This window comes from Robertmurraya phoenicis, from assembly GCF_047302285.1.
GTDB lineage: Bacteria > Bacillota > Bacilli > Bacillales > Cytobacillaceae > Robertmurraya.
The window spans coordinates 1952386-1967070 of the sequence record NZ_CP154845.1 but is presented as its reverse complement, the minus strand read 5'-3'; the positions used below and the strand labels follow the sequence as shown (position 1 = coordinate 1967070).

Here is a 14685-nt window from a genome sequence, read left to right as displayed (position 1 = left end):
TCTGACAAACCTTTTATATATTTTCAGAACTGATCTGCGAAATAGACTGGTTCAAAATGGCATCACTTCAACCTAAGCAAACAAAAGGCAACGGTTCTTAGCCCATTGCCTTTTAACCGTCACCTTTTATTTTTGTAGAAAATAATGCCTCTTTATACGTAGGATTTGCCAAATACATTGGCTCTTCTCCATTAAGAATGTTGATTACATTTTTCGCAATTGCGATAGCAGAAATTTGATTGCATTCTACCGTTGTCCCTCCAACATGAGGTGTGACGATAATATTTGGTAATTTTAATAAGGATAAGTCTTTCGGTGGTGGTTCTGGATCAAATACATCTAAGGCTGCACCTGCGATTTTCCCTTCCTTTAATAATTCATACAGATGCTCTTGATTGACGACAGCCCCACGTGCTGTATTAACCAAATACGACGAAGGCTTCATGAGCGAAAGTAAAGACTTGTTCACTAATCCTCTTGTTTCATCATTTAATGGAATATGCAAAGACACAAAATCAGATTCTGAAAAAACCTCTTCTATATTTGTCGTTAATTCTACCTGTAAATCGTTCGCGATTCTCTGTTTTTCTTCATTATATATACGCACCCATGCTTTTACTCTTAAACCAAAGGGGATTAATCGTTTTGCCACTTCCTGTGAAATACCCCCAAAGCCAACGAGCCCAACAGATTTTCCTCTTAATTCCATAGAAGTGACCAAATTACGTGAATGATAGTTTCCTTTTTTCATTTCCTTATTAAAAGAAATCACAGATTTACTTAATGCCAGAATAAACATAACAGCATGCTCAGCTGTAGATACTTTATTCACGCTTGGTGCATGGACAACTGGAATCCCTTTTAAGGTTGCATAATTGACATCGATATTATCTAAACCAACTCCAGCACCTGAAATCACTTTTAAATGTGGATTAGCATCAATCACTTCTTTCGTAATTTGAGCAGGTGCTCGTAGCACAATTGCGTCTACCTTCTTAACTAGCTTGCAAAGATGTTCGACTCGATAATCATCTGTTTGAATCACATGGGCATATTCTTGTAAGTACTGTTCTCCTTTATGATGATACATAGGCAACACTTGTAATATCGTTGGCTTTCCTGTCTTACTCACTTTCATTTCATCTATCTGATTTCTCTTCATTGTATAGCCTTTCCTTCTTTCATGATGTGTTCTGAAAAAGCAACGATTCGATGACAAGCCTCATGTAAAATGGCTCCGCTTGCAGCAAAGGAAAGACGGACATAACCTTCTCCAAATATTCCAAAGGCATCACCTGGTACAACCGCCACTCCAGTTTCCTTCAGTAATTGGGAGGCAAACTCTTTAGAACTTTTACCTATGTTTTTAATATCTAAAAACAAATAGATCGCTCCCTTCGGAGGACGAATATCGAAGCAGTGAGATTGATTCAGAATATTAATAACGAGGTCTCTCCTTCGGTTAAACTGGGCCCTCATTTCGTGAACATCTTCCTCCGCTTTGATTAATGCAGTGATCGCTCCTTTTTGAGTAAAACCGGACAAGCTCGAAATATTGTTTTGATGAATCCGGACAAGTCCATTGATGATATTTTCTGATGCATGTACGAATCCTAGTCTCCAGCCTGTCATCGCATATGCCTTTGAAAAACCATTGACCGTAATCGTTCTCTCTTTCATGCCAGGCAAGGATGCAATCGAAACATGTTCTGAATCATCGAAAATGATTTTTTCATAGATTTCATCGGCAAGGACAATCAAATCATTTTTGATTGCAAATTTAGAAATGGCCTCCAGCTCTTCTATATTTAAAATCATCCCTGTTGGGTTACCAGGGTTCACTATGACTAGCATTTTGGTATGAGCTGTAACATATTTCTCGAGAGTTTCGACATGTAAGCTAAATGCACTTTTCTCCCCATCAAGTGGAACGAAAACAGGAATCCCTCCAGCAATACGGCATGAAGAGGCATAATTCATCCATGTTGGACAAGGAATTAATACTTCATCTCCTTCATTGATTAAAGCCATCATTGCAAGAAAAATAGCCTCACTAGCACCAGCCGTGATGAGAATTTCATTTGCAGAAGCATCGATTTTATTTTCCTTCACTAGTTTTTTTGCCAGGATAGAGCGTAATTCGTTCAAGCCGAAGTTAGATGTATAATGGGTATCTCCATCGTTTAAAGAATGAATGGCAGCTTCAACAATTTTTTGAGGAGTATCAAAATCTGGCTCACCTAGAAGAAGATTTAATGTATCTAGGCCCAATTTTTGTCTTTTAGTAACTTCCTCATATACTTTTCTGATTTCACTGAAACCAATATTCTCTAATCTGTTAGCTAACATATACATCACTCCCTATTCGTTAATTAGGCTAGATTTTTATTTTTGGCTATTTTCATAGATTTAGCTTTCTGAATACCTTTTTTATTTCTACCATAGAGAAGGCCTCCGACAATCGAAGCCATAACCTGTTGAAAGAGCATACCGAGTACAACAGGAAGAACAACCGCTGACGGAAAATAAGTGACGGCAAGAACCGAACCTAACGCATTATTTCGCATTCCAGAGGTAAATGTCAGTGCAATATTCGTTTCATGCTCCATTTTTAGCCCTTTACTAATTAACCAACTAAATATATATCCAGAAGAAACAACAATAAATCCAACAATAATGGTCAACATTATTTTCCAACTGAAGTTTGCCATGTAAGCAGATATGACACCTCCATTAATAAAAACAATGACAAAAATGCCCATTTTGGAGAAAGGTGATAACTTAGGACCCCACACTTCTTTTATTTTTCCTTTTGTCAAACCATTCAAAGCCATAGCTATAACGGAAGGCAAAACAATCATAAAAATTAAATCCTGAACTAATTCCCCTAATTGAATCGTGAGACTTTGACCTACCAGAAGTTTCAGCGTAATAGGAACTAGGATTGGAGCAAGAAACGTATCTATAAGAATAATAGAAAGAACCAACGGAATATTCCCTTTATAAATTGAAGTCCACAAAAAGCTTGTGATGGCAGTTGGAATTACTGCTAATAAAGTAAATCCAGTGATCATCCACTGATCACCAGGGAAAAACAGATGGCCTAATCCCCAATTCCAAAGTGGCACCAATATATGTAATATTAAAAGTGCGATAATAAGAGGAAAAGGATGATAGATCACATGGTTAAATTGCTTAAAATTTAACCCTAAGCTTCCTGAAAATGTCATAAAAGCAAATATCCATGCAATCAAAAAAGTGAATTTCTCCAAACTATCTCCCACAATCATGCCGATAAGTAAACATATCGGTGTCATGATAGGCAGTATTTTTACTAAAATATTGTCCAATTTATGGAACATGAAAAGGGCCTTCTTTCGTTTGTCTATTTCCGAAAATCAATACCGAAATTCGGAATGATAATATCGTTTTTTGGGATAACAGAAGTTTAGTATAATATTCTTCTTATGTATACTCCTTTGTCATATTATATAACAAAGTATTTTCAATCTCTTCTAAAATATAATGATTAAAAATACCAAAAAAACAGGAGCCCCCAGTAAGAGAGTTCCTGTTTTAAAATTATTCGAAGACTAGTTTTCCATTACGTTAAGTGGTTGATTATTTCGTTGTACTCTTTTTTGCCAAATCAACGCTGTAATAAAGGTCAGTACTAGTAGAACTAAGCCAAGCATAAATGGATACGTAATGTTCACATCATATAATACACCAGCTAATGTTGGTCCCAGTACATTACCAATACTCATATAGGCATTGTTCATACCCATCGCAAAGCCTTGTTCGTTTCCTGCCATTTTCGATATTAATGTATTCAAGACTGGGCGAAGAATGGAAGTTGCCAAGAAAATAATTAGCGTAATTCCAAAGAACAGAGAGTAGTTCGACGCAAATAACGAAAGGAGGAATCCTCCAGCCGCAACTCCAATAAATATAACGAGTACTGAGCTTTCTCCAAAGCGATTCACAATTTTATCCACAACAAAAAGCTGGACAATGACACTGATGATTCCCGTTGAGGTTATCATCATGGCGATATCTCGAGGAGATGCCCCATATTGATTATCAACAAAAAGCCCGAGCACAGATTCGTATGCCATTAAGCCAAAACTCATAACCAATGTAATAATTAGTGGAACAAAATAAGGCATTTTAACTGAACGAGCCATTTTTCGTATCATTGTTTCTTCATCAGCTACGAAAAGATGATCTTCTTCAGCAGATTTAACTTGGCTTTCTTTCAGAACTACAATGGAAAACAGAACAGCGACAACAGAGACAAGTGCGGATACCAAAAACGGCATCTTTAAACCGAAATCAGCTAGAAATCCTCCAACCCCTGGTCCAATAACGATTCCAAGTGACATCGCTGCTGATACAAGGCTGTTTCCTTTGGCACGCTGAGCCATCGTTGTAATATCTGCTACATAAGCGAAGATAGCTGGAACGAGCAATGCCGCACCAATCCCACCAATAACACGAGACAAATATAATAACCAAATCGAATCAAATAGATAAAAAATGAACATGGATACCGTTAGACCTACTAGTCCATAAATGATCATTTTTCTCCGTCCATACTGGTCTGCCCATTTACCTGCTATCGGCGAAAAGACGAGCTGTGAACCTGCAAAAATGGCAATCATTAAGCCAGCAGCCGTCCCACCTTGATTAATTGATTCTAAATATGCCGGTAAAATAGGGATGATGATCCCAAAGCTTCCAATTGCAATAAACATATTTATCATTAAAATAAATAATTTTTTCCTTTGATCGTTCGTCATATTGACACCCCTTTGTCATCCTCATATATGGCATCAAAAAAAAAACCCCATCCAACATTTGGCTGGATAGAAGGCTCTTACATCCATATTTCTCAAGTCAGTTGTAAATATATTACACCGTTCATCAAGATTTAGCAAGCCTAAAAAATTTACCTTTAGGCACGTGTGATAATCTTGTTTTCCGGATAAGAAATCCAATCACTAAAGCTTCCTGCATACAGTTTCACATTTGTAAAGCCAGCCTCTTTCAAAGCAATATAATTGGGTGCCGCCGTAATTCCTGAGCCACAATACACAATAACTGGTTCATCCTTTTTAAATTCCGAAAACCGTGCTTCTTGCCCCGCTTTATCTTTAAAGTGTCCATTTTTAAAACCTTCCGTCCATACTTTATTAACAGCTGTTGGAATATGGCCGCCCCTTTTATCGATTGGTTCGACTAATCCTAGATATCGACTTTCATCTCTTGAATCGATTAGCGTAACATTGTCAGAAATCGCCTTTCTGACAGCTTCTACATCTGCTATCATTTCGTCGTCAATATGGATATCATAACTTGCTGAAGGATATGTAGGAACCTCTTCACTTATAGGATATTCGCTAGACAGCCATTCCGTATATCCTCCATTTAAAATAAACACATCTTGATGACCAACATATTTGAGCAACCACCAAAATCGTGCTGCAAAGGATCCTTCTCCCTCATCATAAGCGATAACCATTGTTTCATTTGAAATTCCTGCCTTTTGCAATGTTTGTTTAAACTCATCAATATTAGGTATTGGATGTCTTCCACCGTGCTCAGTCACAACACCAGATAATTGTTTTTCTAAATGAAGATAAATAGCACCAGGAATATGATTTTTCACATATTGAGAATGACCTAGGTCTGGATTCCCTAATTGAAATCGACAATCGACGATACGAATATGACTGTCCTCAAGTTTTCCCAATAGAACATCCTTACTAATAAAAGTTTTCACGATCATTTCCCTCTCTTTTCTCCATTAATTTGCGTACATTTTCTTTCGGTGACCAACAGTTGAATTGAAAATTCGGCTTCGTTTCATAGCCTAATCGACTACAATGATACTTCATTCCTTGCTTTTCTCGAGATGCTCGAAAATGAATGCAGCTTGCACAAGCATGAAACCGATTCCCCATTTTACATTCACCTACATTCCAAAAGATTCCACAACCATGTATTCAGCTCATTTTTAAAGGGCTCTGCTCTAGGAAGATGAAGACATGTTTTCTCTAGTGCGACCAACTCTTCTTCTACTCGCTCTATCATATTTTGGAGTTTATTAGTGGGTAAGAGATTCCCTTGTTTCTTTGCCTCGACTACTAAATGATATTCTTCTCCTCCATACTTCTCCACCAAAACATATGGTCCTTTTTCAATCCCTACATCCATAATTGACTTCACTATAACTTCTGCTCTTAAAACTTGAATTAACTGTTTCTGTTGTCTTTCTCCTAACTCTTCTTTTCGACTTAGATCTCGCATATTCCTTGTCACTAAGCTTAAATAATGTTTCGCTAAGGAAAAACTTGAGAAATGTTCGCAAATGATCGCTTTCATATTCCATGAAAAATCATTTTTGTCTACATAAACGATTGGAGAATAGGCCCATTCATAAATACTTGGATTTGATTTTGCGGTCAGGTCCAATGCCTTAAAAATATCCCATCCTTGAGCATCATATGGTACACCGATAGAGATAACATCTACTGGTTTACTTAACGAAAGATAGGAACGAACATCCTGATGGCGATATATAAAGCGTACATCCTGATCAGAGACAGGAGAGTCTATCCTCCATGAACGACTCCCTGCTTCACAGGCAAATAATATTTCGATATTCCATTCCTTTTCTAGTGACTTAAACCATTCTTCCATTGTCTAGGCCCTCTTTTAAAGTTTTTCTTATTCAAAATGGGTAATCTCTTCCTCAAGCTTTATTAATGTTTCTATCGGGAGATGATTACTCAAAGTAGCCAGCATCCCTTGGTAATATTCCTTTGTATCTTCATGGATCAACTGGAGGAGCAGCGAAAATTCATGAATTAAAGCATTTTCATAGTGAGACATGAATCGATTCTTCTCATTCTCTAAGTAAGTATCAACCGGTTCTTGGAGGATTTCTTGAAGTGATTCCTCCATAAAACGCTTTTCATTTTTTTCAAAGAATGACTTTGGATTTTTAAAATAGGCTATTGCTTTTTTGAACATCCCTCTATCCAGCTCAACGATAGCATTTTTGAAGTCTAAACTTTCTATCTGCCCGAGTTGATACTGAGTAAATGATAGATCATCATTCAGTTTTAGTAATTCCTTTGTCACTGTCTGATAGGATTCCTCCAATAGCTTTCCCATGTACGTCTCAATTCTTAACGTTGTCGCTCTTAATTCTTGGGAAAAGTCGAAGCCTATGCTTGTGAGAAAATCTTCCAACGCTCGTTCTAACGTCTTCTTCAAATTACGGCCGTCATCTCTCAAAAGGGATGGATTGAATGACTCTATGAAAAAATCATGGAAGCGCAAGAACACTCTCTGCTTCAAATAATAAATTAATTCTTCTATTTCTTGTGATATCCTTGGCTGTATTCGATTCGTCGTTTGATTGGAAATATTTCTTTCAACTTCAGCCAGTTCAGCATTCAGTGAAGCGATCCTTGTCTGCTTTAAATGTTTATCTTCTTTCGCTGAATGAATATAGCTTCGTAATTGCTCCAACGCCCTTTCCCACTCAGCATTAGCCGCGTCAATGGCAATCTGGGTCAAATCATTCGTGATAAAGGAATAAAAATGGTCCTCAAACAAGCGAATCCCTGACTGCGATGATGGCAATTGTCCCCGTTTTTCCTGGATGGCTAGTAAGCTAGATACTGGATAAAGGCTCGGGTTTCGAATACCGAAGCGAACAAGTTCATCTTTTACATAGCTCAATACCTCTTCCTTCTCCGTTTCACTATTTGCTAAGTCCACGGCATTTACAACAAAAAACATTTTATCCATTTCAAAGGCGTCTTTCACACGGCCCAATTGAATAAGAAATTCACGATCTGCTTTTGAAAACGCATGATTATAATAGGTAACAAAAAGAATCGCATCTGAATTTTTAATATAGTCAAAAGCTACTCCCGTATGGCGAGCATTTATGGAATCTGCTCCGGGTGTATCCACTAAAGTAATTCCTTTACGAGTAATCTCGCAGTCATAATGAACTTCTATTCTTTCCACAAGACATGATTTTTCTTCGTTTGCCACAAAATCTCGAAAGCTCTTCATATTCGTTTCTAACACTTTACCTAACTGCTTACGATATACATCAAATCCTCTATAGAAAGCACTTAAGAAAGAATAATGGGTCTTCTCGTACACATCCAATTCGGTTTTATGTTCAAGAATCTCTTTAATTTGGGTTAATGCCTCATCAAAATTTTGTGCTTGTACTTCAAATACTCCTAAAGAACGGTTAATATCTTCAAATAAAACCTGTTCTTGTTTAAACTGGACCTTGACCAATCCATGAGGATGATTCTCATCAATTGGCATAATTTTATTAATGGCAGCTGTCGTTGGGTTCGGGGAAACCGGTAGCAGCTTCTCTCCGATTAAGCTGTTGGCAAATGAGGATTTCCCAGCACTAAATGCACCAAATAATGCGACTGTAAACCCTTTTTTTTCTAATCTCTCTGCTTTATTATTTAAGATCACCGAGATTTTCTTAAAGCCTGGTACATCCTCAAGCTTTTGCGATGTAAAACGTAATTTCTTAACTACCGCTTCCATTCGCTCCTTATTATTTATTTGAATTGGCATATCTTGTTCCTTTAAATGTTCCGCCTGCTTATCTGGTTTCTTTTCCACCGTCTCCGGTTTAAGAGCTGTCTCTTTAATAACCTCCATATTCTTTTCTTCTGACAATAGGTCTAATAGTGCTTCTTCTTGAATGATTTGTTGATTTTCACCAGTTAATATTTGCTCCATCGCAATCAAATTCGCTGTTTGAGCACCAACAATCTCTTCTTTCTTTTGCCAAGCTTGAAGGAATTGGCTCCATTTATCAAGCTCTTGTTGTAAACGCTGTTCTTCCTTATGAAGATTGCTCTTTACAATTTCTAAATAATTCTCTTTCATGTCTCTAATTGCTTGCCTTGCAGATTTTTTCGCCAACTCAGCCACTTCCGCTGTGTAATTGAGTACATATTCTCCAGATACACGTGCACCCTTTTTCACAGCATTCGCAAGCACTTCTTTTGGGAATTTCACTGAAAGCTCTTGGACCTTGCTTAAAAGGTCTATGTCTTGAATCTCTTCTTGCTTAAACTTCTTTGACAGAAAATCCTTTAGATGCCAAGTGATTTGTGTATTAATCTTCTCTTGGAAATCGATGAAAAATCGTTCAAGCCGTTCCTGCCTCTCTTGCTCAGTCTTTTGTTTAGAAAAAAATAAACCTACTTTGAAATCCGGATCAGTTGCTTGCAAAAAACTCTCTGCCAACGCTCTTGTTTCAAATGGCATTAAGTAGGCACTATTCAAAATGGAATCAAACCCATCTTCAAACTCTTTTTCCTTCTCCCATTTTGAAGAAGAAATCTGTTGTAACGATTTGTTTACCTTCGCTACTTGCTCTGGTAGCTGGTCTTGAACTTCTTGTGGAATTTTTTCTAGCTTTTCTTCGTATTTTTCCAAAGTTGCTTGATTCTTTTCTTTCAGGAACAGTTGATGATGATCCACAAGATTGGTCAAGGAACGATATATAGATGAAGGTAAAAGATTTCCTTTGCCTTCGAATTTTGATTGAATGAATTGCTTCAAACTTTTGAATTCATTATATGGATGCCTTTCTTCCCGTAACGAGGTATAGAAAATTCGTTCAGGTTCCACACCCCAATCAGCAAAGGAATGTTTCACACTCTCTTTGAAGTGATCAAAACTTAGCTCTTCCTCACGATGTTTATCAATCTGATTAATCACTAAATAAAGTTCTTTGCCTGCATCTGTTAATTCTTTTGTAAAAAGAAAATTCAATTCTGATTGGACGTGGTTATAATCCATTACATAAAAGACAAGATCAGCTAAATGCAAAGCAGATTCTGTTGCAACCCGATGTGCATCATCAGTAGAATCAATGCCTGGAGTATCGATAATACATACATCTGTAGGAAGAACATTCGTGTGATGGCTAATTTCTATTGATTGAATGGCATCCCCATCCTTACAATAGGACTTTACCTTTTCATAATCATATGGTGCTGGGTACATACGCGGATTGCCTTCTTTAAAGTACACTTTCGCATATTCTTCCCCCGTTTTAACTTTGACTAAATTCGCACTCGTAGGAATCGGACTTGAAGGGAGTAAATTTTCACCCATCAATTGATTAATCATGCTTGATTTCCCTGCTGAAAAATGCCCACAAAACGCAATCGCATATTCTTGATGATGAAGCTTCAATAGCAATTGTTTTGCTTTAGCTGCTAGCTCAGTATCATCGTTATGTAAAAAAAAATGGTGTAGCATTGCTATTTTACCTGTAAGTTCTTTTAAGTCTTGCTGTGAAGCCGTCTCCATCATTTTAATAACCCCTTGTATGTTCGTTTACTCATTCATTTTAACTGATTTTTCAAGATATTTGAATCAGTTTAATGTCGTACAAATAAATAAAAAACCAGACCCCTTTGGACCTGGCAATAAATAATTATTTAGTTTCTACCTGCTTACATACATGATCTAACACATATTTCATCACAAAGGAATAGACAGCAATGGTCGAAATAATAAAAATCGAAACCATATGTAACACGTCCTTTTAATTGAGAATAATTTTCATACTCAATGTATCATGTTTCATGACGACTTTCAATAGTTCAGTCAAAATGTTCAAACTTTTTTCAAAAAAGAAAGTAGAAAGCGATTTTTTCCCATAAATACTTTCTCATATTCCGTTAACGAATGAAGGGCTTTTTCTTCTGCTGGGATGCGGATTGATAATATCCAGATGTTTAATATTGTAAATATAAGCCCTGTTATATACGCTTCGTATAATAAGGGAATGACAATAAATTCAAGCGTGACAATTACGTAATTAGGATGCTTCAGAAAACGGTACGGCCCTTTTCTCACGAGTTGTACTTCGGGAACAACAATAATCTTCGTATTCCAATAACGTCCTAATGAATAAATGACCCATACCCTGCCAAGTTGTGTCATGAGAAATAAAACCAGTATGAACGGCCAAATCGGATGGACGCTACTATTCGATCGTACGATTTCAGTTACCAAACTGACAAAAAATAACACATGAATGATAATCATATAACGATAATGGGACTGACCAATCTCTAATCCCCCTTGGTTCTTTAACCATTTCTCATTCCTTCTCGCAATAAACATCTCTGCTACTCTTTGAAGAATGAGAAATACAATCAGTAGTTTCATCATTTTACCCACCTTAATAAAAGCATTTCAGAACTGAAACCTGGTCCTAGTGCTGTAGCCAAGCCTAAATCATCCTCTTTTCCTACTTCCATAAATCTTTTTAAAACGTAAAAGATGGTAACAGAAGACATATTTCCAAATTCTTTCAACACATTCGCAGAAACTTCAGTTTGGGCAGATGGGATTGATAAGGCCCGTTCATATGCTTCTAATACTTTTCTTCCTCCTGGATGAGCGATAAAATGCTGAATTTCACTCATGTGATGGCCCGATAATTTTAGAAAATGAAAGACTGCTGGCTTTAATTCTTTTTCGATAATGGTCGGAATATCCTTCGAGAATACAACAAAAAAACCTTCATTCTTCACCTGCCAACCCATTACATCGAGGGAATTCTTTAAGGTTGTCGATTGGGTTGAAAGCACGGACGGAACGCTTGATATTTTTTGAAACTCTTGTCTATTGACTCCATCTCCTACCATTAATGCACATGCCACTCCATCAGCAAACAAGGATGTCCCTATTAGATTGCTTTTTGAACGATCATTCTTTTGGAAGGTAAGGCTACAAAATTCGATAGCCAATATCAGCACCTTCGCATTTGGATAAGCGAGACAATACTCATACGCCCTTGATAAGCCTGAAGCTCCTCCCCCACACCCTAGACCCCAAAGCGGAATTCGTTTTATGAATGGAGTACATGGAAGTTTATTCATAATCCTCGCTTCAATACTAGGTGTTGCAATACCGGTACTTGAAATCGTAAAGATTGCGTCTACCTCCTCAAAAGCAAGTTGTTTCTTTAAAAATGTTTCACTTTGTAAGCATTTCTTTATGGCTTCGGTTCCTAATTCAACTGCATTATCGATGTATATATCATTTTTTTCCGCGAATGAGTGCTCCTTCTCAAACCACTCTAGCCCCTTAACGAAGTGACGTTTTTCAATTTGCCCACTTTGAAAAACCTTTAGCAATCTGTCGATATCTTTAAAGGAGTTGTTGAAAAGATTGCGAGCAAAGTTCATGACTTCTTGCTGCTTGATCACGTAAGTTGGGTGCACCTCTGCAACAGAGACGATTTGAGGCATGTTCAAAACCACTCCTTCAGTTAAGTGAGGTTATTTTTACCATTTTTGAAAAAACTATGTATTTACTTCCCCACGCTTAAGGCATAAAAAAACTTCCTTCAATAATGAAATTGAAGGAAGTGCATCGTTTTGAAGGATTGTTGTGCTCCTTTATTATAAATGGAATGACTTTGAACTTCATCACACAAACATTTCCAATTACTATTGTTGTACATTATTAGGTCAATAGACCTATTTTTACGTACGAATTTAGTCTTTCCGTAAGTTGAAATTATGGTAATATAAAAGGTAATTATATAGTGGGGGAATGATTAGTGACTTTAACAAAAAGTGTAACGGACATCTTAAACGGGACGATCGAATCAGTCAAAGCCGTCATACCGTTTGAAGTAACAGTAGAAAAACCATCATTGTTTACACAATCTTTTACCCAGCATTCAATCGGTGTTTTAATCGGAATGACTGGCGATGTTCGAGGTCGCGTTATAATTGAAGGTGAAGAGAAGACATTCGGAAAAATTGGCGAAGGTATGTTTGGAATGTTTCTCGAAGGAGAAATGCTGGAATCATTTGCAGGTGAATTAGGTAATATGCTTGCTGGCAATCTCTCTACTTCAATTTCCCAAAGGGGCTTCGAAATGGACATCACTCCCCCAACGGTTTTGATTGGTCAAACAAAGATTTATGGTTTTGATCGAGCCCTTCGTCTTCCTATTAATATGGTAAATGTAGGCTCATTGGGGATTATATTAGCAGTTGAGCTTGATGCTTAAAGATTGTTTTTGGAAATATGGAAATAGACAAGCAATGCTTGTCTATTTGTCATTTATCATTAAAAACCTTTAATAGTCATGCCTCCATCAACGAATAACGTCTGCCCTGTCACATAATTTCCTGCCTCCGAGGCTAAAAATACAGCTGGGCCTACAAGTTCCCTGAGTTCACCCACCCGATTCAGCGGGGTAACTGATAAGATCTCATTCAAATATTCTTTGTCTGCTAGTAATTTTTCTGTTAATGGTGTTCTAAAGTACCAAGGACCAATCGAATTTACGCGAATATTATATGGACCCCATTCCATTGCTAACACTTTCGTCATTTGAATCATTGCAGCTTTTGTGGCTGCATAAACAACTCCTGTCCTTAAAGCAACCGTCCCAGCGACAGAAGAGATTGAGATAATTCTTCCTTCTGTATTTGTTTCTTTCATTACTTTTCCAACTTCTTGAGACATGATAAAGGCGGATTTAAGATTCGTATCCATAATTTTTTGCCACTCTTCATCTGTTACATCTAATGCCTTTGAGCGGATATTCATACCGGCATTATTAATAAGAACATCAACTCGACCCCATTTTTCTGTAATGAGCTCTAGACTTTTATTAATTTCATCCCTACTCGTGACGTCTGTCGGAATTACTAGAGCTTCACTTCCTAATTTACTTATGTATCTAGCCGTTTCCTCTAAATCTTCTTTCGTTCTTGATAACAAGGCAATATCTGCCCCAGCTTCAGCCAAACCAATTGCAAGAGCTCTTCCAATTCCCCTCCCAGCACCTGTTACAATTACCTTTTGCTCATCCAATCGAAATGAAGGCAAATACACAATTATCACCCTTCTCTAAATATTTCTACACCTTTCAACATATCAAAAATGAGAAGAATTAGAAAGAAAATAACACCGGATTAGGACTATTCCGGTGTTATTTCACTTGACCCATTTTGGTTTTGAACTTCTATCCATATTTTGTTTAAAACAGTATTGCCACACACTCTACATATATCTTTTCCATCATATAATATTCTACAATTTTCACAGTAAAACTTTTCCATAAAGAATATTCACTTCTTTCACTATATTTATAACGAATCGTACCAGGAGGACAAGCTTCCGGAATACTTGTAATACTTCATATTATTTTATTTTCTGAAAATGGTGACGTTTTAAACAGGCATATTGTGCATAAAAGCGAATCGTTCAAAGGGGGTAAAACTATAATATGTGAACAAAAGAGATTCTATTACAATATTAATTTCACAATTGAAAGTGATGTAAATCATATGGCTACATTTGCTTCTCTGATACAATTCCTTTTAAAGAAACGAGAAATGAGGATGTTTTGATGGATAGCAATACTGCCCTAAAAAACCTAATCCAAAGAATAAATGAAGAACATCAGGTGGCTTATCATAAATCATTTAAAGCGCACAATAGCGATTATTGGCTAGGTAGACTAGCGATTGCAAAAGAGTTGTTAAACTTCTTTGATAAGAATCATCCACATAAATCTCAACATGACCTCACCAGCAATATCTTTCGTAAGTAAGCTACTTAAAACATCCA

Annotated in this window: 13 protein-coding genes; 2 read left to right on the top strand and 11 right to left on the bottom strand. The window is 36.9% G+C overall.

What is annotated here, in order from left to right:
• Positions 1–112: 112 nt before the first annotated feature.
• The 10 genes from AA0X71_RS09705 to AA0X71_RS09660 form a co-directional block, all read right to left on the bottom strand.
• Entirely contained in the window at positions 113–1162 is a 1050-nt protein-coding gene (locus AA0X71_RS09705; protein ID WP_413361657.1) for a hydroxyacid dehydrogenase, read from the bottom strand.
• Positions 1159–2349, bottom strand: coding sequence for a pyridoxal phosphate-dependent aminotransferase (locus tag AA0X71_RS09700; protein WP_413361656.1), 1191 nt, complete (start codon positions 2347–2349; stop codon positions 1159–1161). The genes AA0X71_RS09705 and AA0X71_RS09700 overlap by 4 nt, the downstream gene beginning before the upstream one ends.
• A 23-nt stretch (positions 2350–2372) precedes the next feature.
• Positions 2373–3362, bottom strand: a complete 990-nt coding sequence (locus AA0X71_RS09695) for a bile acid:sodium symporter family protein (protein WP_413361655.1) — start codon at positions 3360–3362, stop codon at positions 2373–2375.
• Positions 3363–3593: 231 nt separating this feature from the next.
• The gene (locus tag AA0X71_RS09690; protein WP_413361654.1) at positions 3594–4802 is read right to left on the bottom strand and encodes an MFS transporter; all 1209 of its coding nucleotides are present in this window, start codon (positions 4800–4802) and stop codon (positions 3594–3596) included.
• A 155-nt stretch (positions 4803–4957) separates the two neighbouring features.
• Positions 4958–5791 carry a sulfurtransferase gene (locus tag AA0X71_RS09685; protein WP_413361653.1) on the bottom strand — a complete coding sequence of 278 codons (834 nt, stop codon included), beginning with the start codon at positions 5789–5791 and terminating at the stop codon, positions 4958–4960.
• Positions 5769–5966, bottom strand: coding sequence for a hypothetical protein (locus AA0X71_RS09680; protein WP_413361652.1), 198 nt, complete (start codon positions 5964–5966; stop codon positions 5769–5771). Before AA0X71_RS09680 ends, AA0X71_RS09685 begins: the two co-directional genes overlap by 23 nt.
• A gap of 7 nt (positions 5967–5973) precedes the next feature.
• Entirely contained in the window at positions 5974–6705 is a 732-nt protein-coding gene (locus tag AA0X71_RS09675; RefSeq protein ID WP_413361651.1) for a DNA polymerase beta superfamily protein, read from the bottom strand.
• Between the two features lie 27 nt (positions 6706–6732).
• A complete protein-coding gene (locus tag AA0X71_RS09670; RefSeq protein WP_413361650.1) occupies positions 6733–10389 on the bottom strand; it encodes a dynamin family protein in 3657 nt (1218 codons plus the stop codon).
• A 306-nt stretch (positions 10390–10695) separates the two neighbouring features.
• On the bottom strand, positions 10696–11253 hold the full coding sequence (locus AA0X71_RS09665; protein ID WP_413361649.1) for an isoprenylcysteine carboxyl methyltransferase family protein: 558 nt from the start codon (positions 11251–11253) through the stop codon (positions 10696–10698).
• Positions 11253–12341: a type III polyketide synthase gene (locus tag AA0X71_RS09660; RefSeq protein WP_413361648.1), complete on the bottom strand. Its 1089-nt coding sequence runs from the start codon at positions 12339–12341 to the stop codon at positions 11253–11255. Before AA0X71_RS09660 ends, AA0X71_RS09665 begins: the two co-directional genes overlap by 1 nt.
• 314 nt (positions 12342–12655) lie before the next feature.
• Here AA0X71_RS09660 and AA0X71_RS09655 point away from each other — a divergent pair, with 314 nt between their 5' ends.
• On the top strand, positions 12656–13114 hold the full coding sequence (locus AA0X71_RS09655; RefSeq protein ID WP_413361647.1) for a chemotaxis protein CheX: 459 nt from the start codon (positions 12656–12658) through the stop codon (positions 13112–13114).
• Positions 13115–13173: 59 nt separating this feature from the next.
• Here the strand turns inward: AA0X71_RS09655 and AA0X71_RS09650 are convergent, their stop codons facing one another.
• Entirely contained in the window at positions 13174–13947 is a 774-nt protein-coding gene (locus AA0X71_RS09650) for an SDR family NAD(P)-dependent oxidoreductase (RefSeq protein WP_413361646.1), read from the bottom strand.
• A gap of 517 nt (positions 13948–14464) precedes the next feature.
• Here AA0X71_RS09650 and AA0X71_RS09645 point away from each other — a divergent pair.
• Complete coding sequence (locus AA0X71_RS09645) at positions 14465–14668, top strand: hypothetical protein (protein ID WP_413361645.1); 204 nt, start codon at positions 14465–14467, stop codon at positions 14666–14668.
• Positions 14669–14685 lie beyond the last annotated feature (17 nt).